The organism is Pseudoalteromonas sp. SG43-5, from assembly GCF_014164345.1.
In the GTDB taxonomy this organism is placed as follows: Bacteria; Pseudomonadota; Gammaproteobacteria; order Enterobacterales; family Alteromonadaceae; genus Pseudoalteromonas; species Pseudoalteromonas distincta.
The window spans coordinates 230,115-255,478 of sequence record NZ_JACJFA010000002.1 but is presented as its reverse complement, the minus strand read 5'-3'; the positions used below and the strand labels follow the sequence as shown (position 1 = coordinate 255,478).

Here is a 25,364-nt window from a genome sequence, read left to right as displayed (position 1 = left end):
ATGCGCATAATTAAAAAACGATATTAAAAAGGATTATCATGAAATCAATTAAATTAGCATTAGTTGCCAGTGGCGTTATGTTTGCTTTAAGTGGCTGTATGAATACTGAGCTTAGTACACAGACTAATACCAGTACGCAGTTAAACACAGTTAACGCATCAGCAGGTATTGTTTCAGAGCTTTCAGCAGAGCAACAACTCGATGTACTTGTTGCACAGTATTACGATGAATCGCTCACATATAGCCCCATCAGCGCAACGTACAATGGTCGTAATGAGTTTAACGATCAATTCACGCCTGTGATTTCAAAAGAAAATAGAGCAAAAAAAGCCGCTTTTTATAAAAAATATCAACAGCGATTAAACTTTATAGATAAAGCACAGTTAACAGGGCAATCGCTTTTAAGTTTTGAAATATTAGAGCGTGACCTTGCACTTAAATTAGAAGGCATGCAGTTCCCTGATTATTTACTACCAATAAATCAAATGGCGGGTGCGCATAACACCTTTGCAGGTTTTGGTTCAGGTCAAAGTGCTCAGCCGTTTAATACCGTTGAAGATTACACCGCTTTTATCTCGCGTAGCGAAGGTTTTGTAAAGTGGCTTGCAAGTGTAGAGCGTTCAATGGCGCAAGGCATCAAACTAGGTATTACGTTACCAAAACCACTTGCTGAAAAATTACAGCCACAATTTGCAGCTCATGTAGTTAAAAATGCCGAAGATTCATTATTTTGGGGACCAATTAAAAAATTACCAGAATCGTTTAGCGCACAACAAAAGCAAAAAATTACAGCGCAGTATCGTCAATTGATTATGCAGCACTTAGTACCGGCTTATAAAAGTATGAGTGACTTTTTAGCTAATCAATATATTCCTAATAGTCGAGAAAGCGTAGGTTACAGTGACTTACCAAACGGTAAAGCATGGTACGAATACCAAATTAAGAAAAACACAACGCTTAGCTTATCTGCAGACGAAATTCATGACATTGGTTTAAGTGAAGTGTCGCGCATTTTAAGCGAAATGAAAAAAGTAAAAGAAACCGTAGGCTTTAAAGGTGAGCTATCTGAATTTTTTGATCATTTACGCGATTCAGATGAATTTTACTACGACACGCCCGAGGAGTTAATTGCGGCATATGAAAACGTTAAGAAAAAAATAGATGCGCGTTTACCTCTACTTTTTAACATAGCACCCAAAGCACCTTACGTTGTAAAAGCAGTTGAAGCCTACAGAGCGCAGTCGGCAGCAGGTGCATCCTATGCATCTCCGGCGCCTGATGGCTCTCGCCCTGGTATTTTTTATATCAATGCTTATAACTTAAAAGCGCAGCCTAAATTTTTACTCGAAACTTTATCGATTCACGAAGCAGCCCCAGGTCATCACTTTCAAATAGCACTTCAGCAAGAAATAGAGGGCTTACCTGATTTTCGTAAATTTGGTGGCTATACCGTGTTCGCAGAAGGTTGGGCGCTTTACGCAGAAAGCTTAGGCAAAGAGCTAGGCTTATTTACCGACCCTTATATGTGGTATGGACGTTTATCGGATGAGCAATTACGCGCAATGCGTTTAGTGCTTGATACTGGTTTTCATGCAAAAGGGTGGACGCGTCAACAAGGTATAGATTACATGCTTGCAAATTCATCTATGGCTAAAAGTGATGTAATTGCTGAAGTAGAGCGATATATTGCATGGCCAGGACAAGCGCTTTCTTACAAGTTAGGGCAATTTAAAATTCAAGAATTACGTGATTTTTCTAAAAAAGAACTCGGTAATAAATTTGATATTAAAGCATTCCATACGCAAATATTAATTGATGGCGCATTGCCAATGCCAATCTTAGAGGAAAAAATTAAGCGTTGGGTTAAATCTCAAAGCTAATTTGTAGCGTAAAGCCAGTACTTTGAAAGGGTATTGGCTTTGCGCCATTTACAGCAATACGGTAGAATGCGCGCTCTTTAGGGGGCACGAGTAAACTATGTTTGATCAACAATTAGCAAATACACAATTTTGGCTTAAAAAAAGCTTAAGCGACATGAGTCAAAACGAATGGGAAGCCATTTGTGATGGATGCGGAAAATGTTGTTTAAATACGTTTATTGATAGCGAAGATGAAGACGAATTTACAGCTACCGATCAGTTACGTGAAGGTGAACAATTAATATTTACTAATATTGTATGTCAGTATCTCGATAACAACACCTGTGGTTGTAGCGAATATGAAAACCGCCAAACGCTTGTTCCTTCTTGTGTAAAACTCACAAAAGAAAACCTTAAAGACATCTTTTTTATGCCACAAAGCTGCAGTTACCGTCGTTTACATGAAGGTCGTGGTTTGGCTTGTTGGCATCCGTTATTAAATAATGGTGATAAAACAAAGATGCATGAGCTAGGTATTTCTGTAAAAGACAAAACAGTAAAAGATTGCGATGTAAAGCTCGACGACTTTGATTTGTACATTGCAGAATGGCCAACAAAGGACGTAGATTAATGAGTAAACAACAAGCCGTAATTGGTTTAATCAATCCTAAAAGCCCGACTAATGTTGGCGGTGTATTGCGAGCAGCTGGCTGTTATGACGCTAAACAAGTTTTTTTTACAGGCAATCGCTACTTAAACGCCAAAAAGTTCCATACAGATACAAAAAATGTAGTGGAGCGTATTCCTTTAACCGAAACAGATAATTTAGAAGCAATAAAGCCACAAGGCGCAACGGTTGTGGTTATTGAGCTTATTGAAGGTGCAACACCTTTACCTGAGTTTAAACATCCTGAAAATGCATTTTATGTATTTGGCCCCGAAGATGGCTCTGTATCAAAAGACGTCTTAAAGTGGTGCGATGAGGTTGTTTATATTCCAACTATTGGCTGCATGAACTTAGCAGCAACCTGTAATGTAGTTTTGTATGATCGCTTAGCTAAATTAGGCGGCGTTGAGAGTAGTGACGATACTATTATTAGCTCTCGTGACACAAACAATAAAATGAGGTGGCAAAATAGCTGATCAGTTAAGGTTTATTTGTGCAAAAGTGTTAGTAGTAGCTAAACTTAAAACACTATTAATCACAAATAGATACTAAAATGCGCTGGTTTTATTTTATATTATTGCTAACAACTAGTAATAGTTTTGCTGAAACATCGGTTGAGTATTTTCAAAACGGTACTCAACACACTTTAAATGGGCATTCCCATAAATCAGGGGTGCTCTATGAAGCTAAAAACTCCAAACAAACACTTCATCTAGCCACACTCGATTGGCCTCCCTATATTGGTAATAATGTATGTAATAAAGGCTGGGTTTATCAATTTTCAATTGCCTTGTTAAATAGTAAGGGCTACAGCGTATATATTGAATTTTTGCCTTGGGCAAGAGCGGTACGAAATGTAGAACTAGGCAGGGCTGACATACTAATGCCTGAATACTTTATAGAAGATACAGCCCCCTCCGATTATGTTGATGGTAAAACACGTCGAGAATTACTCGGCTTATCTAATTCGTTTAAAGGTGGCGAAATTGCTTTTTTAAAAAGGAAAGGCGATACAGACCATTTCACAGGAAACTTGAACTCGCTCAAAGGGCTTAAGATTGGTGTTGTTCGAGGGTATCAAAATACGCCAGAGTTTGATGCCATGATGGACAATGGTGAGTTTGAAGTTATCGCCTCTGTTGATGACTTACAGCTTGTTAAGCTACTGACTGCTAAACGTGTTGATTTGGTTATAGGCGATCCTCAAGCTTTGAAATCATCTGTGGCTTACTCCTCTTTAACTAAACCTGAAAAACAGTCTTTGCTTTCTTCCATTGAGCAAGAAAGCATTCCTTTGCAATATAACTCGTTATATTTTGCCATTAGTAAGCGTGCACATAATTGGCTTTTAGTATTAGAGGATATAAACGAAGGGCTTTATCAGTTTAATAACAGTGGCGAAATAGACCGAATTGTTAGAGCGACCAACACGCAATGTGAATAACGACACTGGAACGTTCCATAAGTGCGCTGACTAATTTATATTTAAACATGTAAAATCGTTTTCAACTTGTTAATGGAGTGAAAACGACGTGAGTGAAATAAATACAAACCAATCATTCGCGGTCAACGAACAGCCAAATAAAAATTATCTGTTTCCACTGACTGCAATGACGACCCTATTTTTTTTATGGGGTTTTATTACTGTTTTAAACGATGTACTAATACCACGATTAAAAGGCGTATTTGATTTAAGCTTTTTTGAAGCGATGCTAGTACAGTTTTGCTTTTTTGGTGCTTATTTTATTGTTTCTATCCCTGCGGGTATTTTAGTTAAGCAGTTTGGTTACAAAAAAGGGATTTTAACCGGTTTAATTGTGGCTTCAATTGGCTGTATGTTGTTTTACCCTGCTGTTGTAGTACATGAGTATTGGCTATTTTTAGGCGCTTTATTTGTACTTGCCGCTGGTGTAACGGTACTTCAGGTTTCTGCTAACCCTTATGTTGCTGCTCTTGGGCCTGAAAAAACAGCTTCTTCTCGTCTAAATTTAGCACAAGCACTTAATGCGCTTGGTACTACTGTTGGGCCTTATGTAGGTGGTTTATTATTTTTTGGTACAGCAGGTAGTCTAGCCGCTTCTGCAGCAACTGCTGAGTCTGTAAAAGTTCCTTACTTAATGCTTGCTGGCGCCTTATTGCTTATCGCTATTATATTTGCCTTTATAAAGCTTCCAGAAATTGAAGCCCATAAAGAAGAAAATAACGCTTCAGTAGAATCTCGTTCATTAACTCAAGCACCGCACTTAACTATGGGTGTACTTGCTATATTTTGTTATGTAGGCGGGGAGGTTGCCATCGGCAGCTTTTTAGTAAATTACTTTGGTGAGGCACACATAGCAGGGCTTGAAGAGCATACTGCGGCCGCACTTATTAGTTATTATTGGGGCGGGGCAATGGTAGGGCGTTTTATTGGCTCTGTTTTATTACAAAAAATAGCGCCTTCTAAGGCTATCGCATTTAATGCATTCAGTATTATTGCGCTATTATTGATCACAATTTTTACTCAAGGTGGCGTCGCTTTATATTCAGTTTTGGCAATTGGTTTATTTAACTCAATTATGTTCCCGACTATATTTTCGGTTGCTATCGAGCGACTAGGATCATTGACTAGTAAGGGTTCTGGTTGGTTATGTTTAGCAATTGTTGGTGGTGCACTTGTACCATTACTGCAAGGGTTTATAGCTGACACAGTTAATATACAACAAAGCTTTTTTGTACCATTGGTGTGTTATGTATTTATAGCATGGTACGGATTAAATGTTGTTCGCTTAGCAAATAAGTGGAAATAACAGACTATACAAAAGTGACTGAATACGTATTCAGTCACTTAAAAAGCTATATTTAATAGGAACGTTCCACAAGTAATTAATACGAGTCATAATTTATCTCAATATTAGTCAGTTACCCCCTACAGCCTTTTGTTTTTAATCCTTTATCCTTATTTTTATCTAATAATCTAGTCGCAAGCCTTATTTATTAGGACATTTTGCTAAATTTTTGCTAAAACTGTATGGATAATAAAGATAAATAATAAAAAGGATGTATATGCTTAACTCGTTGAAATTTACTTCCAAAGTGACTATTGCAGCCTCTTTAATTTTGGTTTTGGTGCTAGGGTTATTTACTTTTAATAACTACATTGCAATGCGCAAGCAAACAGAGCAGCAGTTAAGCCTAGTATTACAACAAAACTCAGAATCTGTTTCACAAAATATAGCGAGTTGGTTAAATGCAAAGTTGGCGATTGTAATATCAATTGCTAAAACCCATAAAGCGAATGATTCTAAAGCACTCACCCTTTCACAATTAAATACAGCAGAGCTTGCTGGAAGCTTTAAAAATACGTATATAGGTAAATCTAGCGGCACGTTTATATTAAACGATCAATCAGTTGTATTACCTGCAGATTTTGATGCGACTTCTCGTCCTTGGTATAAATTAGTCGAAAACAAATCAAATACCGCTTTTACAACTCCTTATATTGATGTAACCACTAACGAGCTTACAATTTCAGCGGTAGTACCCATGCTCCAAAATAGTCAGTTTAGCGGCGTTGCAGGTGCCGATATCGATATGCAGACCGTGACAAAAATTATCAACGATATTGACTTTTTAGGACTCGGTTATGGTTTTTTACTCGATAATAAAGGCCAAGTGTTAAGCCATCCAAATGCTCAGTTAAACTTAAAAAATACATCAGACATATTTGGCACGAATACGCCTTTACAAAGTGAGTTTACCCAGTACGAGATAAACGGAGAGTCTAAGCTTATTTCGTTTACAAAAATTAGTGGTATTGAAAACGTAGATTGGTACCTAGGTGTTGTTATAGACAAAGATAAAGCGTATGCCAGTGTCTCTAATTTTGGCCAAACCGCAGCTGTTTTTATGGTGATAGGAATTATCACTATTATAATTATGATGCAGCTTTTATTACGCTATTTAATGCAGCCAATGAATCGTTTAAACGATGCTATTAAAGATATAGCACAAGGTGAGGGCGATTTAACAAGGCGTTTAACCGTTGAAAACGACGATGAATTTGGCGATTTAAGCTATTCATTTAATATTTTCATCGAAAAAATTCAGCATTCAATAGAACAAGTAAAAGAGTCTACAAAGCAATTAGATACAGCTATTGAGAGCTTGGTATCACAAACACATTCTTCGCTGTCTATGTATGATGATCAAAGTAAACGAACCGATAGCGTTGCAGCAGCTATCAACCAGTTTTCTGCCACATCAATGGATATTTCAAGTAATGCAGAGAGTGCATCGCAGCTTGCTAAAAATGCAGATGAACACTCAACACAAAACCAAGAAGCATTAAGCCACAGTGTTGCAACTATCCACCAGCTCTCGGGTAATATGGAAAAAGCTCAGCAAACTATAAACAGTTTAAATACGCATACAGCCAGTATTGGCCAAGTGCTTGAAGTTATTAAAGGTGTAAGCGAGCAGACTAATTTATTGGCACTTAATGCCGCAATTGAGGCGGCTAGAGCAGGAGAGGCGGGACGCGGTTTTGCCGTTGTAGCAGATGAAGTTCGCCAATTAGCGCACCGCACTCAACAGTCAACGCAAGAGATTGAAGACACGGTTAGTCAGTTGCAAAAAGGCTCAAACCTTGCTGTAGAGCTTATGAAAACAAGCCTTGAAGGCAGTGAAAAAAGCGTGCAACAAGCCGATGCTGTTGGCAATTTAATGAGCCATGTTATACAAGCGATTCAACAAATTAACGATGCAAATCACTCTGTGGCCACTGCAACAGATGAGCAAAACCAAGTTGTTAAGTTATTAGATACAGATATTCAAACAATTAATTCGCTTTGTATACAAGGCAAGGCCAACTTAAATGACACGCTTGACGAATGTACCAAACTAAAACAACAGTTTAGTGCTTTAGAAAATATGGTTCAAAAGTTTAAAGTATAAAATTAATGACTAAAAAAAATGTGAATAAACCAAATTGGCTCAGTCTGATAAATATCGACAGTGTTTATAGCTCAGACATGCAACGCAAAGCGTTTTCCTTATTTACCATGATTGGGATTTCAATTGTGTTGATCGCAGTATTAGTGTTTTTTAATTATAAGCTTTATTCGCCACTACTGACCGCTTCATTAATTATCGTTAACATTACAAATATAAGCTGTTCTATCTATTTTATAAAAACGGGTAATCTGCAAGTTGTGGCATTAATAAGTATGAGCATTGTGTGCATGATGTTTGTTGCACTTGTTTATACCGGCGGTAAAGATAATACCGCGCTATATTGGCTAATGTTTTATCCTGTCGTAACGTTTGCATCTTTAGGGGTTAGACTAGGTGCTTGGTTAGGCTGTACCTTACTGTTTTCTTGTATTGTTATTTTATACGGCCCTGACTTTGGTCAAGTTAGCTATGGCAACGTAGAAAAAACACGTTTTATAGCGTCCTTTTCTATGGTGTTTTTATTCTCATTTATTGGTGAGTATTTTAGACATAAAAGCCACATGGCTATTGCCGATATTACGCTAGAGCAAAAACAAGATGCTTATACTGACCCCCTTACTGGCATAGCAAATAGGCGTTTTATTACCTCTCATTTTTTAAAGCTTGCTCAAACACGCCCAGAGCAGTACTTACCTTTTTCAATATTGTTAATTGATTTAGATAATTTTAAATCTTTAAACGATACGCATGGCCACGATTTTGGTGATACGGTATTGATAGAATTTACCAAACTTCTTGAGTCTCAATTTTTGGCAACTGCGTTAAAGGCCCGTTATGGCGGTGAGGAATTTGTTGTTATTTTACCGCAGCTCACAGCCTCTGCAGCCTCTGTAATTGCGAACAAATTTCGAGAAGCCGTGGCAGGGCATGTTATATTTACTGATGACAAGCAGCGTATTTCAATCACCTGTAGCATTGGTATTTCCCAAGTAAATAAAGTAACTGATTATGATGATTCATTAAAGCAAGCTGATGAAGCTCTTTATAGTGCAAAGGCTTCAGGTCGCAATAGAGTCGTCTCGAACTAGTTGAAGGATTAATATGTCTCAAAGTAAATTAATATATGTTCATGACCCAATGTGTAGTTGGTGTTGGGGTTACTCACCAACCTGGCTTAAGCTAAAATCAGAGCTTGCTGGTAAAGTGGCAATAGAATATAAAGTAGGTGGTCTTGCTCCCGATAGCCAAGACCCAATGCCACAAAATATGAAAGAGATGCTTGAGGGCACTTGGCATAAAATTTCAGCTCAGCTAGGTACGCAATTTAATTATAACTTTTGGCGCAATTGCCAGCCAAGGCGTTCAACGTATCCCGCATGCAGAGCTGCACTTATAGCGCGTAAAGCGGGTAAAGAAGCTCAAATGGTGGCTGCTATCCAACACGCTTATTACCTAAACGCGCAAAACCCGTCTGATGAAAGTACATTAATTAGTTTGGCTGAAAAAATTGGCTTAAATAAAGATGAGTTTTCGGCGCAGCTAGCGTCAAGCGAGCTTAATGATGAATTTAAAGCGGAGTTATCCTTTGTTCGCACTTTACCAATTCAAGGTTTTCCCTCACTAGTGCTTATTAAAGATAATAAAGCTTACCCTATAGAAATTAATTATACCGATTGGCACTATTCCCTTAATCAAATTAATTCAATTTTGGATTAACCACCTTCTTGCATCTTCTTAATTGGGGGTATTTGGCCAGCAAGTACCCTTATTCGCGTTAAAACCTCCTTGTAAGTCTCAATTGTTACCATTGTCATAAAAGCGACTTTTTTGCGCAACATCCTTGTCATGTTTCATCTATAAACTCCTGCTCATTGAATTATTAAGTCATAAATTATTTATATAACAAAGTTTATGACCTAAAAAAACAAACTAGCAAATCCGCTAACTAACGAGTAAAGGTGTATGCGATGAAAGGCGTTAAACCATTAATCTTAGCTGGTATTGTGGCCGCAAGTGCAGCAGTACACGCAAACGATTTAGATAAGGTTATTGATAAAAGCAGTGAAATTAATAAATCAGCTGCGCAATCACAAACAAAAATAGACAAGATTGCAGATTCAATGCAAGGACGTTTACAGCAATTTAAAACCCTCAATAAAGAGATTGATGGTTTAGCTGTATACAACGCCCAGCTAACTAAACAATTAAATAATCAAATAGAAGAGATGGAATCTTTAAACCTGTCAATGGATCAGGTTTCTATTATTGAACGTCAAATTACGCCGCTAATGCTTAGAATGATTGAAGGTCTTGAGCAGTTTGTATCTTTAGATATTCCATTTTTAGCTGATGAGCGCACTAAGCGCGTTACGTCTTTAAAAGAAATGATGAATCGTGCTGATATTAACTCAAGTGAAAAATTTCGCCGTGTACTTGAAGCGTATCAAGTAGAAGTAGACTACGGGCGCACTATTGAAGCTTATACCGCACTTTTAAATGTGGATGACAAAGAGCGTGAAGTTGATTTTTTACGCATTGGCCGTTTAGAGCTTATTTACTTAACACGCGATGGCAAAAAAGCAGGTAGTTGGAATGCAGATACAAAATCATTTGAAGCATTACCAGACTCTACAATAAGCCAAATTAATAAAGGTTTACGCATTGCGCGTAAACAACTTGCCCCAGATATGTTAACTCTGCCAGTACATGCAGCAGAATAAGAGGTTGAAAATGAAATTGTTTACTCAAATGACAAAAATAGCTCTTTTTGCTGCAAGCCTAAGCATTACTGGTGCAAGTATAGCGGCAGAGCCAATGAACTTAGATTCATTACTTAAAACGCTCGAAAATGGTAAATCAGCTCAAAGCGAGCAAAATAAACAACGTGAACAAGAGTTTGCTGCTCGCCAAAACGAGCAAGTACAAACACTTAAAAATACCCAAGCAAAGCGCAATCAAATGCTGGTGGAATCTGAACGTCTAGAAACGCAATTTGAAGAAAACGAAGTAAAGCTTGCTAACTTAACAGACACGCTTTCTAAACGAATGGGTTCGCTTAAAGAGTTGTTTGGCGTTCTTCAACAAGTTGCAGGGGATTCTAGTAATAAATTTGCGACATCAATAGTATCTGCTCAGATTGCTGGGCGCAGTACGTTTATGGATGACCTTGCTCAAAAGATGGGTTCAACTTCAAAACTTGCGTCAATAGAAGATATTGAAAAAGTATGGTTTGAATTACAACGCGAAATGACCGAGCAAGGTAAAGTAAGTCGTTTTAACGCAAGTGTTATTGTTGAAGGCGGTACTAAAGCACAGCAAGAAGTTGTGCGAGTGGGGGCATTTAACCTTATATCAAACGGTAAGTATTTAGAGTTTAATTCCTCGACTAATTCTTTGAGTGAATTAACACGTCAACCTGTATCGCGCTTTACTGCAACAGCAGAAGAGCTACAAAGCACTAAAAGTGGCGTGGTGCAATTTGCACTTGACCCAACAGGCGGCTCTATTCTTGGTTTATTAGTACAAGCACCTGATACACAAGAACGTGTTCATCAAGGTGGCACAGTGGGTTATGTGATTTTAGGCGTAGGTGTTATTGCACTTCTTATATCACTTGAGCGTTTTTTCTCACTATTGATTATGGGCGGTAAAATTCGTCGCCAGCTTAAAGATACAGTTGCACGTGATGACAATCCGCTTGGACGCGTAATGAAAGTAAAAGATCAATTTCCAAGTGTTTCACACGACACACTGGAGCTTAAACTAAGTGAAGCTATTTTACGTGAAATGCCAAAAGTGACGCGTAATTTAACACTTATCAAAATCATCTCTGTTGTTGCGCCGCTACTAGGTTTATTAGGTACGGTAACCGGCATGATCAATACATTCCAAGCAATCACCTTATTTGGTACTGGGGATCCTAAGCTTATGGCGGGTGGTATTTCTCAAGCGCTAGTAACAACGGTATTGGGCTTAGTGGTCGCCATACCAACGGTATTTTTATACACCTTACTTAATACGCGCGCTAAAAATATCTTGTTAACTATTCAAGAGCAGAGCGCCGGTATTATTGCAGAGCGAAGCGAGAAAGGAGCATAAACCATGGTGCTATTGATTGATTCAATCAATGCTATCCGTGATTTTCTCGACACTGGTGGCCAAGTTCTCTTGGTCATCGGGGTGTTAATCTTCGCGATGTGGTTATTGATACTCGAGCGATTTATTTACTTTTTTAATGGTTTTAGAAGCTATAAACACGCTCTTAAAGCCAATTGGATTAACCGTGCAGAACGTGATAGCTGGAATGCAGAGCAAATACGCGAAGCGATGATATCGCGAGCTGGTATGCGCTTAAACACCAATCTTTCTTTAATTAACGTGATGGTTGCTTTGTGCCCGCTACTTGGTTTGTTAGGCACGGTGACGGGCATGATAGAAGTGTTTGATGTAATGGCAATTACCGGCACAGGTAGTGCGCGCTCAATGGCATCAGGGGTATCTAAAGCAACTATCCCGACAATGGCAGGCATGGTAGGTGCGTTATCTGGGGTATTTGCCTCAACGTACTTACAACGAAAAGCTAAGCGCGAAGTAGAACTACTACAAGACAGCATGGTTTTAGACCATTAAGCAAAATTTTGATAAGCGGCTTATATAGAGCCGCTCATCCTAGGAGAATAAAAATGAGAGCCCCGTTAGGAAACCTATTTCAAGAAGACGAAGCTGAAGAAATAAATATGACCCCAATGCTAGACGTTGTATTTATCATGCTTATTTTCTTTATTGTAACTGCCTCTTTTGTTAAAGAAGCCGGTATTGATGTAAACCGCCCAGAAGCCGCAACAGCGGTTAAAAAAGAGCGTGCTAATATTTTAGTGGCTATTTCTGATACAGGCGAGATTTGGATTAATAAACGTCAAATTGATGTACGCGCAGTACAAGCCAATATCGAGCGTTTAAAAGCAGAAAATCCACAAGGTAGCGTTGTTATTCAAGCGGATAAAAAAGCCACAACCGAAATGTTAATTAAGGTGATGGATGCCTCGCGCGCGGCGGGCGCATTTGATGTATCAATTGCCGCACAAGATGCGTCTTAAGGGCTAGTTATGTTGCGATATTTAGTTGCATTAGTGATAGCCGGTGTAGTGACCTTTATGTTGTTTTTAGGCATGCAGGCACTGATCACTGGCGGTGAAGGCGCTATGACGGATCCGGTTAAGGGTAACGTACTTGATTTTGTTCGCTTGAAAAAAGAAGAAACCGTACAAAAAAAAGAGCGTAAGCCACAAAAGCCACCAACACCAAAAGAGCCGCCACCACCAATGGAATCACCGCAAATGCAAAATAGTGATGCTACAGCAAATGCTAACAACTTTGACTTTGGTGCCAATGTAGATGCGGATGTAAATTTAGCCGGCGGGTTAGCACTTGAAACAAGTGATGGTGAATACTTACCGATTGTAAAGGTGGCCCCAGTTTATCCGCGCCGTGCGTTATCACGTGGCATAGAAGGCTACGTGATTGTTGAATTTACAGTAACTAAACAAGGCACTGTACGCGACCCACAAGTAGTAAAAGCAGAGCCTGAGTCACTTTTTGATAGAGCTGCGATGGATGCAGCCCTTAAATTTAAATATAAACCGCGCGTAGTAAACGGTGAAGCCGTTGAAGTTGCGGGTGTTCAGAACAAAATATCTTTCCAAATTAGCGGTTAATTAGTAATTAACCACGAGTAAACGGACAGAAATGCGAGGCGATTATGAAATTACTACCTACAGCTAAACTTTTAAAGTTAACACTATTTTGTACCGCTGCGATCAGTACAAGTATTGTTACACCAAGTGCTCTAAGCCTAATTCCAGGGCTACATGTAGCTACGGCATATGCAGAGCAAGAACAAAAAACGAAACGTGTACCAGCACTACGTGAAAAGGTTTATAGCCAGCTTGCTCGTGCCCAAAAACTTGCAGACGATGGTGATGTTAAAGGTGGACTTGAAGCGCTTGATAGCATTCAAGAGCGAGCTGCAAGCATGAACTCGTACGAAGTGGCAATGATGCATAACTTTTACGGGTTTATTTATTACAACGAAAACGACTTACCAAAAGCGATTGCCTCGTTTGAAAAAGTGGTAGCTGAGGAAGCCATTCCTGAGTCACTTCGTTTAAGCACTACATTTAGCTTGGCTCAACTGGCTATGGCTAATAGTGATTACACTAAAGTTATCTCTTTTTTAGATGATTGGGACAGTATTAACACTCAGCCTAAAACAGAAGGCTACTACTTGTTAAGGGCTCAAACATACTATCAGTTAAAAGATTATAAAAAAGGGCTTGAGTACATATCTCAAGTGATTGCTTTAAGCGACAGCGAAGGCAAATTCCCTAAGGAAAACTGGTTAGTACTACAGCGTGCAATGTATTACTCGCTTAATCAAACTGACAAAGTTGTTGAAGTGCTTGAGCGCATGGTAAAGCTTTATAATAAGCCTGAGTATTGGGTGCAGTTATCGGGTATGTATGGTGAAACAGGTAGGGAAAAACAACAGTTGGCGGTAATTGAAGCCGCTTACCAGCAAGGATTTTTAACCTCTAAATCTGATTTACGCCAATTAGCGCAAGTGTATTTATACAATGGTTTAGCGTTTAAAGCTGCAAAAGTGATGAGCGATGCTATTGATAAAGATATTGCTGAAAAAACAGCAAAAAACTACGCTTTTGTTGCCGAGGCGATGATCCAAGCTAAAGAAGATGAAAAATCTATTACCTACTTTGCAAAAGCTGCTGATTTATCTGAGCACGGTAAATACGATCAACGTTTAGCCGAAGTATTTGTAAATACAGAGCAATATGAAGAAGCCGCCGATGCAGCGCGTAAAGCACTTGATAAAGGTGGCCTTGATTTTGAATCAAATGCATTTGTTGCACTGGGTATGGCGCAGTACAACATGCAAAATTTTGATGCATCAATTTTAGCGTTTGAGCAGGCAGAAAAACATAAAAAATCTCAGCGTTTAGCACAGCAGTGGATCAAATATGTAAAGCGCGAAAAAGTGCATGCAGAAACACTTAGAACAGCTTTACTGTAAATTTCAAAGCGCTTTACTAATTAACAAGTAACGCGTGTAAAACCAGTTCATAATCGCAACACTAAAACCGCCTCAGGGCGGTTTTTATCGTCTCTAAAAGCATCCAATTGCTTGATTTTAAATAAGTTACTTTTGTCATCTTATGGTTATTAAACTGTAACTACTTTGTCATAAGTCTCCCGTATTGTAACCGCAGCTAAACTCAAGTGACCTTAAAGCATTATTTAAGTGTTTTATGGTGACTTGAGTTTATTTGAGCACCTAAAAAATAATTAAATACTTTAACGGAGTGAACAATGAAATTATCTGACTTATTCAAAGTAAGTTTGATTGCAACTGCAGTATCTTTAGCTGGTTGTGGTGGAGACTTAGTAGTATCTGAAGGCGACACAACTATTAATGAAGGTGATACAGTAACTAACGTTATTGAAGGCGGTGACGATACAAGTGGTGAAACGTCATCACGTGATGATTCACAAAATGCTACCACTGGCTTTCCTACTGATATTGATAATGCACTAACTCAAGGTTTAGCAACTGATGTTTCTAGTGAGTTTACATCTATTACAGATAAGCCCGTATATCGCTTAGCTGCAGATACCGTGTTCACTACTGATGTATCGTTAACAAACGACGCACACTGGATCTTAAATGGCCGTACTGCGGTTGGTAATGATCGCGCAGATAACGCCAAGCTTTATATTCAGCAAGGTACAACGATTATTGGCGAAACAGGAGATGACTTCCTAGTTGTTCGTCGCGGTTCACAAATTGAATCGGTAGGGACTGTAAGTCAGCCCATTACAATGACCTCAATTCAAGATGTTACAGCTCAAGAAACAACGATTGGTCAGTGGGGCGGTTTAGTATTATTAGGTAACGCGCCAGCAAATTCTTGCGGCGACCAAGAAGGTGAAGCAACAGCTGATGAACTTGCTAATTGTGGTGTGTCGGCTGAAGGTGATGCAGGTCAGTTTGGTGGCGATATCAGTGATGATAATTCAGGTACTTTAAAGTATGTACTTGTTAAGCAAGCCGGTAAAACGTTAGGTAATGGTGATGAGTTAAATGGTATTACGTTTGCCGGTGTTGGTTCTGCAACTACGGTTGATTATATTCAAGTACATGAAAATCTTGATGATGGTATAGAATTCTTTGGCGGCACAGTTAATGTGAGCAATGTTGTACTTACAAATATTGGTGACGATTCGCTAGATTGGTCTTTTGGTTGGACGGGCTCAGCCACAAACGTTTATATTCAGCAAGCGGCTAACGTAGGCGATAACGCTATCGAAGCTGATAACTCTGAATTTGATTCAAGTGCAACACCATTAACACTACCTACTATTTCAAACGTTACAATTGTGGGTGCTGAGGGCAATAACGGCATTCGTTTACGTGCGGGTACTGCTGGGGTTCTTAAAAATGTATTTGTAACGGGCCCAGCTACTTATGAAAACTGCTTACGTGTAGGCTCGGATTCAGTACCTCGTGCAGAGGATGGCACACTTACGATTACAAACTCTATAGTTGCTTGTCAAACTGCAGCGAATAACTTTGGCAGCGAAGTTATTAACGGTGGCGATGTACAATCTTGGTTTGAAGGCCAAGACGCTAACCAAACACTTACCCCAGCTGATTTAATGCTAGATGACAACGGTTATACACCTCTTGCTGGCTCGCCGCTTATTGCAAATACGCAAGTTGGTGCATTTGATGGCTCAACTAATTGGATGGAAGGTTGGACTGTTGGTATTAATGGTGGCTTCCCTACTGATATTGATAATGCGCTATCACAAGGTTTAGCCTCAGATGTTTCTAGCGAATTTCCGGAAATTACAGATAAGCCAGTATATCGCTTAGCTGAAGATACAACGTTTACAGCGGATGTAACACTTACAAATGACGCACATTGGATTTTAAATGGCCGTACCGCAGTAGGTAATGACCGTGCAGACGCTACAACACTTTATGTTCAAGCAGGCACGACATTAATTGGTGAATCAGGTGATGACTTTTTAGTTGTTCGTCGTGGTTCGCAAATTAACGCAAATGGTAATGCAACTGCACCTATTACAATGACATCTATTGAAGATGTAACAGGCGCTGAAACAACAATTGGTCAATGGGGCGGTTTAGTACTTTTAGGTAATGCTCCTGCTAACTCGTGTGGCGATCAAACTGGCGAAACGACGGCTGAAGAACTTGCTAACTGTGGTGTATCTGCAGAAGGTGATGCAGGGCAATTTGGTGGCGATATTAGCGATGATAACTCAGGTGTTCTTCGTTATATTGTCGTAAAGCACGCAGGTAAAACTCTTGGTAACGGCGATGAGCTTAATGGTATTTCGTTTGCGGGTGTAGGCTCTGCAACAAAAGTAGAATATATCCAAGTTCATCAAAATCTTGATGATGGCGTTGAGTTTTTTGGTGGTACTGTAAATGTTCGTAACATAGTACTTACTGACATTGGTGATGATGCATTTGATTGGTCGTTTGGTTGGACAGGTCGTGCGCAAAATATTTATATTCAACAAAGTGCTGTTGGTGGTGATAACGCTATTGAAGCGGACAACTCAGAATTTGATTCAAATGCTACACCTTTAACAAAGCCACTAATTTCTAACGTAACAATTGTAGGTGCTGATGGTACTAACGGTGTTCGTTTACGTGCAGGTACAGCGGGCGTTGTACGTAATGTAGTAATTACAGGGCCTGAAGGTTACTCAAACTGTTTACGTGTGGGTTCTGACTCTGTAGCAAATGCAGAATCTGGTGAGCTTTCTATTGAAAACTCAGTAGTGGCATGTAGTGAAGATAATAACTTTGGTAGTGAAGCAATTGGTGGTGGTAACGTTCAATCTTGGTTTGAAGGCCAAACAGGTAACCAAACGCTGACTGCTGCTGGCCTTAGTTTAGCAACCGATGGCTTTACACCTAAATCTAGCTCACCATTATTAGGTTCGGGTGTTGATTCGTCAGACCTTGATTCGTTCTTTACTAAAACAGATTATATTGGTGCGTTTGATGGCGATAATAACTGGATGGATGGTTGGACAGTCGCTATAACACCAAGTTTTCCTGATGATATTCAAAACGCCTTAGAGCAGGGTTTTGCTACTGATGTATCAGCAAGCTTTCCTGAAATCACAGACAAGCCAGTTTATCAGTTAACTTCTGATGTTGTATTCACTTCAGACGTAACATTAACTAACGATGCACATTGGATTCTAAAAGGCCGTACAGCCGTAGGTAATGACCGCGCTGATGAAACGACTTTATATGTTCAATTTGGTACTACGCTTATTGGCGAGTCGGGTGATGACTTTTTAGTTGTTCGCCGTGGTTCTAAAATAGAGGCCGTGGGCAGTGCAACTCAGCCAATTACTATGACGTCTATTGAAGATGTTACTGGTGGCGAAACGACTATTGGTCAATGGGGCGGTTTAGTGCTTTTAGGTAATGCACCGGCTAACTCGTGTGGCGATCAAGAAGGCGAAGCTACCGCTGATGAGCTTGCAAACTGTGGTGTGTCTGCTGAAGGTGACGCTGGCCAATTTGGTGGTAATGATCCAGAAGATAACTCAGGTACTTTAAAATACGTGGCAGTTAAACAAGCAGGTAAAACGCTAGGTAACGGAGATGAGTTAAACGGCATTACGCTTGCTGGTGTTGGTAGTCAAACAGAGCTTGATTACATTCACGTTCATGAAAACCTGGACGATGGTGTTGAATTTTTCGGTGGTACTGCAAACATCAGTCACCTTGTTTTAACTAATATTGGTGATGACTCACTAGATTGGTCATTTGGTTGGACGGGTAAAGCGCAATACGTACTTATCAAGCAAGCCGAATCAACAGGTGATAATGCAATTGAGGCGGATAACTCTGAGTTTGATTCAAGTGCAACACCACTCACAATGCCTACAATTTCTAATGTTACTATTATTGGTAATGTAGGGGTTAACGGTATACGTCTACGTGCAGGCACTGCGGGTATGCTTAAAAACGTGGTTGTGACAGGTGGGGCAGATTATTCAAATTGTTTACGTGTAGGTTCAGATTCAGCTCCTCGCGCAGAGGATGGTAAATTAACTGTTACTCACTCAGTTGTTGCATGTGAAACGGCAAATAACTTTGGTACGCAAGCAATTGGTACTGGTAATGTTGAGTCTTGGTTCTTAGGCCAAACAGGTAACTCTGTGCAAGCAGCCACAGACCTTGGTTTAGCAGATAACGGATATATGCCTTCGGCTGAGTCATTACTGTTAGGTAATGGTTTTGATTCTTCAAGCCTAGATAGTTACTTTGATTCAGTAGATTACATTGGTGCAATGGATGCACAAACAGACTGGACAGCAGGTTGGGTTAAGGTAGGTCTTTAATCCAAACCACATTATAGCCGAGCGAAAGCTCGGCTAATGTCTTGTTTTGTTTCGGAGTATAAAAATGAAATCTTTTAAACCCTCTTCTCTTGTTCTATGTAAACTAAATTGCGCAGTTATGGCTGCAATTATGGGGCTATCAGTAAACACAGCTATAGCAGCCGAAGCCGAAGAGCAAGAAATAGAAGAAGTAGTTGCTGTTGGCCAGCGACTAAAAGGTAGTGCAGGCGCAGTACTACAAGAGCGTCAAAATCAGGCATTTGTTGCTGATATTATGGGTGCTGATCAAATATCACGCACAGGTGATGGCGATGCAGCTTCAGCGCTTCGTCGTGTGACTGGTTTAACTTTAGTCGATGGTAAATATATTTATGTTCGTGGTTTGGGTGAACGTTATTCAAGTACCCAACTTAATAGCATGTATGTTCCAAGCCCAGATCCCACTCGATCAGTTGTTCCACTGGATTTATTTCCATCGGATATTATTGAAAGTTTAAGTGTGCAGAAATCGTTTTCTCCTGATATGCCAGCGCACTTTGGTGGTGGTAATGTAAATATACGCACCAAATCTATTCCTTCTGATTTTTTGTTTAAAATACAGTTGGGTACTTCATATAACACCTCTAACAGTGACACCGGTTATTTTTACAGTGGTGGTGATGATGATTGGATGGGGCGCGATGATGGTACACGTGCTTTACCTTCATTAATTTCTACAGCGCTTAAAAGTGATGCAGGACTTGAAGGTGACAGCAGTACTTCGCTTGAGCAGCGTCAAGCGCTCTTACAATCTCTAGATTGGCAAGTTGGTCCTACTGAGAAAGACGTTGATCCAGGCATGAATTTTTCAGTAGCACTAGGTGATAGGTTTGAGTCTGAAGTAGGTACTTTTGGCGTTCTAGCCGCTGTTTCCTATGACAATGAATGGGAAGTAGTTAAAGAGCAAAGCGGTACAAATTTAGGTAGTTTGGGCTGCGAAGATAAATGTTTTGCACAAACTTATGATGGCATATCTACTGAACAAACCGTTCGTTGGAGTGGCACATTAAATTTAGGTTATGAATTTAATAATAACCATAAATTTGAACTAACGAATATAGCGCTTCATGATATGAGTGACAGAGTGCGTAATCGTGACTTTTTCGATGCTAACGAGTCAGAAGAAGGTGTTACTGAGTTACGCCGTGTTGACGTTATGTATGAAGAGCGTGAAATGTTCTCTACGCAGCTCAAAGGGACGCATAATTTTCCTGAATTAGAAAATTTATTTTTTGATTGGTATGCAGGTACAAGCCGCGCCAACAGGGATGCTCCAGGTGCGTTAGATGTTGTTTTTCAAACTAACTTAAATGATGGTGTATTTGAATCAGAGCAGTTACAAGATGTTGCTGCTACTAACGTAACGCGTGATTATCAAACTTTGCATGATGACGTAGATACGTATGGTTGGAATATGGGCATCCCGTTTTATGGTGATGGCTATGAGTTAGAGCTTAAGGTGGGTGGCGATTTTTCTGAAAAAAAACGTGATGCAAGTAATATTCAATTTGGTATTACGCACCGTGGTATAACAGATGAATATACATTTGGCTCAAACATAGACCAAATTTTTTCTGACGAAAATTTAGCTAATAGTGAGTTTTATACAAGTATTACAGGCTCTGGTATTTTTGATGATGGTACCGCAGATGGTGATAAGTACAGCGCTGCACATAAGTTAGACGCTTATTATTTTATGGCCGACTTTTTCTACGAAAACACATGGCGTATAACCGGTGGTATTCGTTGGGAAGACTTTTCTCAAATATCAGTGCCTTTTCAGGCTCATACTAATTTCTTTGATGGAACAATTGAAGAAGTGAGCGAAGTTGCAATAAAAGAAGATAACTTTTTTCCTTCTTTAGCAATTACTTATATTATGGATGAAGAAATGCAGTTTCGCTTAAACTTAAGTGAAACGACGATTCGCCCAGATATGCGTGATGTAAGCTCAACTTATTATGTTGACCCACTAACAGAGTTTTTAGTGCGAGGCTCGCCTACACTTCAAAGCTCTAAGCTAAAAAATGCTGACTTTAGGTTTGAGTGGTACATGCCTTCAGGAAACAATCTATCAGTTGCTTTGTTTTATAAAGATATTGAAAACCCAATTGAAATGGTTGAGTTAGCGGGTGTTGGTGGAGCTGCTCCGCAATTACTAACAGCAAATGCGCAGTCGGGTGAACTAACAGGTATTGAGGTAGACTTTTTAACTGACTTTAGTTTTATTCATAATGATTTATCTGCCATATTTTTATCAGGTAACGTTACTCTATCGGATTCAAGTGTTGAGCTTGGCATAAACGATGCTGATGGGGTTGATTCATTATTTGAACAACAGCTAAAAGAGGCGCTTGAAGCTGACTCTGTTTCTAACATTGTTACTAATAATAAACGTCGTTTAGTTGGTCATTCTGAATGGGTAGCAAACTTACAAATGGGTTATGACTCTGCTGATGGTTTTCATTCTACTTCAGTTGTTTATAACGTGTTTGGGCCGCGCATAATCGTACCAGGTACGCGTGGTAACGAAGACGCAGAAGAAAAGTCATTTCATTCTCTTGATTTAGTTTATTCTTACTTCCCTAACTTTAATACTAAAGTTAATTTTAAAGTTAAAAATATACTTGGCCAAGAAAAAGAAATTGAACAAGAAAACTTAACACTTTGGCGTCAAGAAGAAGGCACTGAGTTTAGTTTAAGCTTTAGCTACGAGTTTTAATTTTCTACCCAAGGAAGGGGGATATAATAAAACCTAATTACCTATTAGCCCTGTATTTAATACAGGGCTTTTTTATGACTATGAAAAATATTTAAGTTCTACTTTATTCACTAGTTTTAGCGCGCTGGTGGTGTTATTTTGACGTTAATGAAAATTAAATCTCACGCAATGAATTTAATTTTTAATGTATTAAGGCATCTTTTATGAATCAAACAGTGGAACAAACAATGAAAAAAGTAGGATTAGTCGGTTGGCGTGGCATGGTTGGCTCTGTGTTATTAGAACGTATGCAGCAGCAAAGTGATTTTGCCCATATCGACACCACCTTTTTCACCACCTCACAAGCGGGTCAACTAGGCCCTGATATAGCAGGCGACGCAAAACCATTGCTAGATGCAAGTGACATTAGCGAACTTGCTAAAATGGATATTATTGTTACTTGCCAAGGCGGTGACTACACCAATGCGGTATATCCAAAATTACGCGAGTCGGGTTGGGATGGTTACTGGATTGATGCAGCTTCAGCACTGCGTATGAGTGAAGACAGCATAATAGTGCTAGATCCCGTAAACAAAGATGTTATTGAACAAGGCTTAGAGCAAGGCGTTAAAACGTTTGTTGGCGGTAACTGTACAGTATCGCTAATGCTACTTGCATTAGGCGGTTTATTTGAGCAAGACCTAATTGAATGGGTAAGCCCAATGACTTACCAAGCGGCCTCTGGTGCTGGTGCGCGAAATATGAAAGAGCTTATTGCACAAATGGGCGCTATTCATGCAAGTGTTGCCGAGCAATTAGATAACCCAAGTTCTGCTATTTTAGAAATTGATAAAATAGTCAGTGAAACAATGGCGTCAAAAGACTTACCACAAGACCAATTTGGTGTGCCATTAGCGGGCAGTTTAATCCCGTGGATTGACGTACCAATGCCAAGCGGTCAGTCTAAAGAAGAGTGGAAAGCACAGGTTGAAGCGAATAAAATTTTAGGCTCTTCTAAGCAACCAGTACCTATTGATGGTTTATGTGTACGTATTGGCGCTATGCGTTGTCATTCACAAGCGATGACCATTAAATTACGTGAAGATATTAGCGTAGAAAAAATTGAAGAAATTTTAGCGTCTCATAATGAGTGGGTTAAGGTAATTCCAAACGAGCGTGAAATTAGTGCCACAGATTTAACACCGGTTAAAGTAACGGGCACTTTAAGCATTCCTGTTGGGCGTATTCGTAAATTAGCGATGGGACCAAAATACATTAGCGCATTTACAGTAGGCGATCAGCTTTTATGGGGCGCGGCAGAGCCACTTCGTCGTATGTTACGCATAATTGTTGATGGTGAGTAATACCAATTCGCAATAATACTTAATCAATTTGAGGGGTTAAATCTGACGTTAACTACGTTAAATATTTCTGATATAGAACAACTAAATAACGAAATTTTTGCCTTGTTATCGACACGATTTTCTTCCCTCAAAATAGATCACTTAATTAAGCGAATTGGTATAATATATAATCAGTATTAACAAAAGGGGTTGGCAATTTGCCAGCCCTTTTTAGTTTAATGGCTTATAAAACCGCTTAAGAGGCTAAAACAATACTTTTTTATGAATGTTCACTGTTGTTTATTATTGAACTTAAGTAAACTGTTTACATTGTGCAACAGCCTATTCAAGTAACATTAATGACCTCTCATATAAATAACTTTGCCAATAAGCGATTAGCATTTGTTAGCTCCTATTTTAGTTCTGCAATTGCTATAAACACGGTTGTTTCTTGTTTTCTTATTTTTAGCAGTATTAACCACAGCGCCTCGCAAGAAAAACTTTACTGGCTTTTTACGTTATCATTTATTTCATTACTTCGAATAGCCAGCCATGTATTTGTTAACAACACCCATGCTTTTAAATATCATCTGTATTTTATAGGTTTATTATTAACGGCTTTAACATGGGCCGCTTTCCCCATTTTGTTTTATGAAAATATGCCAATGCAGGAAAAATTTGTATCACTCGTTGTTTTTAGCTCCCTTGCTGGTGGCGGTGTAAATGTTTTAGCTTCTGATATTCGTTCCTCCTTGTCGTATATAACCTGTTTATTGGTTCCTTTTAGTATTTTATTACTTTTACAGCCTATTGAAGATGAGAATGTACTAGGTATTTTAGGGCTCGTTTTATGGTTTATTTTGTGTTTTGTTACCGCTGTACGTTCTGCTAAAGATGTAAAGTCATCAATTAATAATGAACTCAAGTTAGAGCAATTTATTGAAAACTTAGAAAACGAAGTGCAACTTCGTACCGAACAAATAATCCTTTTAGAGCAAAAAGATAACCTCACTAAATTGTTTAACAGGGGGAGCTTTGTTTCTAATGTTGAACTTGATTTAGCCAATCAAAATGATGATATTAAAGCCGTTTTATTTTTAGATATGGATGATTTTAAAATCATCAACGATAAATACGGTCACGATTTTGGTGACTTTGTTCTGGCCCAAACAGGTAAACGATTAGTTGAAACACAAACCCAAGGCGACTTTATTGCTTGTCGTTGGGGAGGGGATGAGTTTATTTTTTATTCTCGTAGTAACACCGAAGACGAACTTTTTGACTGTGTTTTTAGATTAGTTAAAACTTTAACGAAAACAGTAAGCATGGATAGCTATCAAGTAAACCCTTCTTTTAAGGTTGGGCTTTATTTTACGCGTGAAAATTTTAATCTTGAAGACGCGATTAAATACGCTGATGTTGCTATGTATGAAGGTAAGAAAAGCCGTAACGAAATATCGGTATTTGACGAGCGAATGCATGAATCGCTTAAAAGAGAAGAAGTACTTCGTAGCTCAATTAAAGAGTGCGTAGAAAAAGGTGACTTTCATCTGTGCTATCAACCTATTGTTAATATAAGCACAAATGAAATAACTACGTTTGAAGTACTACTTCGTTGGCAGTTTAATGATGAATTTATTCCCCCTTCAGAATTTATAGATATTGCAGAGCGATATGGAAAAATTAATATACTCGGCGAATTTGTACTAGAGCAAGCTATTGCGAGCTTAAGTAGGCTAAATGCCGTAAATAGTAATATTGGATTGTCGATTAATGTGTCGGTGTTGCAACTAGAAAACCATAACTTTTTAGATTTTTTAGTTGCGCTTTTAAATAGATACGCAGTTAAACCATACAATGTGCATTTAGAAATAACAGAAACAGTCATGATTAAAAATTTACCGTATTTGTCAAAAGTGATTACGGCCATAAAAAATACTGGAGTGCGTATTTCTATTGATGACTTTGGTACTGGGTTTTCTTCTATATCGGTTTTAAAAGAGCTATCAGTTGATTACATTAAAATAGACAAATCTTATATTGATAATATTTGTGAGTGCTCAAAAGATAAAAGTATTGTTTCTGCGGTAACTAACATGTCGCATATGATTGGTTGCCAAGTAATAGCGGAGGGCGTAGAAAACTCCGCTCAGTTAACGTTATTACAAAGTTTAGAAATTGATAAATACCAAGGTTTTATATTCAGTAAACCAGTTAGATTTGATCAAGCACTATCCTTGATATATTAAAGGTACTCGCTGTTTTTATTTAGTTTAGCATTGCTGCATAAACCCAATTTTTTGTAGCAATTTTAAATTGGTATAACCTTTGCTGTTAATACTTAAATT

Annotated in this window: 18 protein-coding genes; all 18 read left to right on the top strand. The window is 38.9% G+C overall.

The window, feature by feature from the left end:
- The first annotated feature begins 38 nt into the window (after positions 1-38).
- The 18 genes from H5161_RS03425 (at position 39) to H5161_RS03340 (ending at position 25,265) form a co-directional block, all read left to right on the top strand.
- Positions 39-1,880 carry a DUF885 family protein gene (locus H5161_RS03425; RefSeq protein ID WP_182768686.1) on the top strand — a complete coding sequence of 614 codons (1,842 nt, stop codon included), beginning with the start codon at positions 39-41 and terminating at the stop codon, positions 1,878-1,880.
- Positions 1,881-1,977: 97 nt separating this feature from the next.
- Positions 1,978-2,490, top strand: coding sequence for a YcgN family cysteine cluster protein (locus H5161_RS03420; RefSeq protein WP_182768685.1), 513 nt, complete (start codon positions 1,978-1,980; stop codon positions 2,488-2,490).
- On the top strand, positions 2,490-3,002 hold the full coding sequence (locus H5161_RS03415; protein ID WP_182768684.1) for an RNA methyltransferase: 513 nt from the start codon (positions 2,490-2,492) through the stop codon (positions 3,000-3,002). The genes H5161_RS03420 and H5161_RS03415 overlap by 1 nt, the downstream gene beginning before the upstream one ends.
- 77 nt (positions 3,003-3,079) lie before the next feature.
- Positions 3,080-3,970, top strand: coding sequence for an ABC transporter substrate-binding protein (locus tag H5161_RS03410; protein ID WP_182752562.1), 891 nt, complete (start codon positions 3,080-3,082; stop codon positions 3,968-3,970).
- An 88-nt stretch (positions 3,971-4,058) separates the two neighbouring features.
- On the top strand, positions 4,059-5,315 hold the full coding sequence (locus H5161_RS03405) for a sugar MFS transporter (protein WP_182768683.1): 1,257 nt from the start codon (positions 4,059-4,061) through the stop codon (positions 5,313-5,315).
- A gap of 256 nt (positions 5,316-5,571) precedes the next feature.
- Complete coding sequence (locus H5161_RS03400) at positions 5,572-7,461, top strand: methyl-accepting chemotaxis protein (protein ID WP_182768682.1); 1,890 nt, start codon at positions 5,572-5,574, stop codon at positions 7,459-7,461.
- Between the two features lie 5 nt (positions 7,462-7,466).
- A complete protein-coding gene (locus H5161_RS03395) occupies positions 7,467-8,549 on the top strand; it encodes a GGDEF domain-containing protein (RefSeq protein ID WP_182768681.1) in 1,083 nt (360 codons plus the stop codon).
- Positions 8,550-8,562: 13 nt separating this feature from the next.
- A complete protein-coding gene (locus H5161_RS03390) occupies positions 8,563-9,177 on the top strand; it encodes a DsbA family protein (protein ID WP_024594646.1) in 615 nt (204 codons plus the stop codon).
- A gap of 251 nt (positions 9,178-9,428) precedes the next feature.
- Positions 9,429-10,181 carry a DUF3450 domain-containing protein gene (locus H5161_RS03385; protein ID WP_004334751.1) on the top strand — a complete coding sequence of 251 codons (753 nt, stop codon included), beginning with the start codon at positions 9,429-9,431 and terminating at the stop codon, positions 10,179-10,181.
- Between the two features lie 10 nt (positions 10,182-10,191).
- On the top strand, positions 10,192-11,559 hold the full coding sequence (locus H5161_RS03380) for a MotA/TolQ/ExbB proton channel family protein (protein ID WP_004334754.1): 1,368 nt from the start codon (positions 10,192-10,194) through the stop codon (positions 11,557-11,559).
- 3 nt (positions 11,560-11,562) lie between these two features.
- The gene (locus H5161_RS03375; protein ID WP_010552929.1) at positions 11,563-12,090 is read left to right on the top strand and encodes a MotA/TolQ/ExbB proton channel family protein; all 528 of its coding nucleotides are present in this window, start codon (positions 11,563-11,565) and stop codon (positions 12,088-12,090) included.
- A 53-nt stretch (positions 12,091-12,143) separates the two neighbouring features.
- Positions 12,144-12,557: a biopolymer transporter ExbD gene (locus tag H5161_RS03370; RefSeq protein ID WP_004334764.1), complete on the top strand. Its 414-nt coding sequence runs from the start codon at positions 12,144-12,146 to the stop codon at positions 12,555-12,557.
- 12 nt (positions 12,558-12,569) lie between these two features.
- On the top strand, positions 12,570-13,175 hold the full coding sequence (locus H5161_RS03365) for an energy transducer TonB (RefSeq protein ID WP_024597386.1): 606 nt from the start codon (positions 12,570-12,572) through the stop codon (positions 13,173-13,175).
- 44 nt (positions 13,176-13,219) lie between these two features.
- Positions 13,220-14,548 (top strand): lipopolysaccharide assembly protein LapB, encoded by a 1,329-nt coding sequence (locus tag H5161_RS03360; RefSeq protein WP_182768680.1) that lies wholly within the window; start codon positions 13,220-13,222, stop codon positions 14,546-14,548.
- A 296-nt stretch (positions 14,549-14,844) separates the two neighbouring features.
- Entirely contained in the window at positions 14,845-18,933 is a 4,089-nt protein-coding gene (locus H5161_RS03355) for a hypothetical protein (RefSeq protein WP_182768679.1), read from the top strand.
- 64 nt (positions 18,934-18,997) lie between these two features.
- Complete coding sequence (locus H5161_RS03350; RefSeq protein WP_182692812.1) at positions 18,998-21,694, top strand: TonB-dependent receptor domain-containing protein; 2,697 nt, start codon at positions 18,998-19,000, stop codon at positions 21,692-21,694.
- Positions 21,695-21,897: 203 nt separating this feature from the next.
- On the top strand, positions 21,898-23,037 hold the full coding sequence (gene asd, locus H5161_RS03345; RefSeq protein WP_004334779.1) for an aspartate-semialdehyde dehydrogenase: 1,140 nt from the start codon (positions 21,898-21,900) through the stop codon (positions 23,035-23,037).
- 338 nt (positions 23,038-23,375) lie between these two features.
- Complete coding sequence (locus H5161_RS03340) at positions 23,376-25,265, top strand: bifunctional diguanylate cyclase/phosphodiesterase (RefSeq protein ID WP_220493459.1); 1,890 nt, start codon at positions 23,376-23,378, stop codon at positions 25,263-25,265.
- The last annotated feature ends 99 nt before the right edge of the window (positions 25,266-25,364 follow it).

Excerpts from the sequence above, each read along its gene's own strand:
- H5161_RS03425 (WP_182768686.1), top strand. The coding sequence starts at position 39 with ATGAAATCAATTAAATTAGCATTAGTTGCCAGTGGCGTTATGTTTGCT.
- H5161_RS03420 (WP_182768685.1), top strand. The coding sequence starts at position 1,978 with ATGTTTGATCAACAATTAGCAAATACACAATTTTGGCTTAAAAAAAGC.
- H5161_RS03415 (WP_182768684.1), top strand. The coding sequence starts at position 2,490 with ATGAGTAAACAACAAGCCGTAATTGGTTTAATCAATCCTAAAAGCCCG.
- H5161_RS03410 (WP_182752562.1), top strand. The coding sequence starts at position 3,080 with ATGCGCTGGTTTTATTTTATATTATTGCTAACAACTAGTAATAGTTTT.
- H5161_RS03400 (WP_182768682.1), top strand. The coding sequence starts at position 5,572 with ATGCTTAACTCGTTGAAATTTACTTCCAAAGTGACTATTGCAGCCTCT.
- H5161_RS03395 (WP_182768681.1), top strand. The coding sequence starts at position 7,467 with ATGACTAAAAAAAATGTGAATAAACCAAATTGGCTCAGTCTGATAAAT.
- H5161_RS03390 (WP_024594646.1), top strand. The coding sequence starts at position 8,563 with ATGTCTCAAAGTAAATTAATATATGTTCATGACCCAATGTGTAGTTGG.
- H5161_RS03385 (WP_004334751.1), top strand. The coding sequence starts at position 9,429 with ATGAAAGGCGTTAAACCATTAATCTTAGCTGGTATTGTGGCCGCAAGT.
- H5161_RS03380 (WP_004334754.1), top strand. The coding sequence starts at position 10,192 with ATGAAATTGTTTACTCAAATGACAAAAATAGCTCTTTTTGCTGCAAGC.
- H5161_RS03375 (WP_010552929.1), top strand. The coding sequence starts at position 11,563 with ATGGTGCTATTGATTGATTCAATCAATGCTATCCGTGATTTTCTCGAC.
- H5161_RS03370 (WP_004334764.1), top strand. The coding sequence starts at position 12,144 with ATGAGAGCCCCGTTAGGAAACCTATTTCAAGAAGACGAAGCTGAAGAA.
- H5161_RS03360 (WP_182768680.1), top strand. The coding sequence starts at position 13,220 with ATGAAATTACTACCTACAGCTAAACTTTTAAAGTTAACACTATTTTGT.
- H5161_RS03355 (WP_182768679.1), top strand. The coding sequence starts at position 14,845 with ATGAAATTATCTGACTTATTCAAAGTAAGTTTGATTGCAACTGCAGTA.
- H5161_RS03350 (WP_182692812.1), top strand. The coding sequence starts at position 18,998 with ATGAAATCTTTTAAACCCTCTTCTCTTGTTCTATGTAAACTAAATTGC.
- asd (WP_004334779.1), top strand. The coding sequence starts at position 21,898 with ATGAATCAAACAGTGGAACAAACAATGAAAAAAGTAGGATTAGTCGGT.
- H5161_RS03340 (WP_220493459.1), top strand. The coding sequence starts at position 23,376 with ATGACCTCTCATATAAATAACTTTGCCAATAAGCGATTAGCATTTGTT.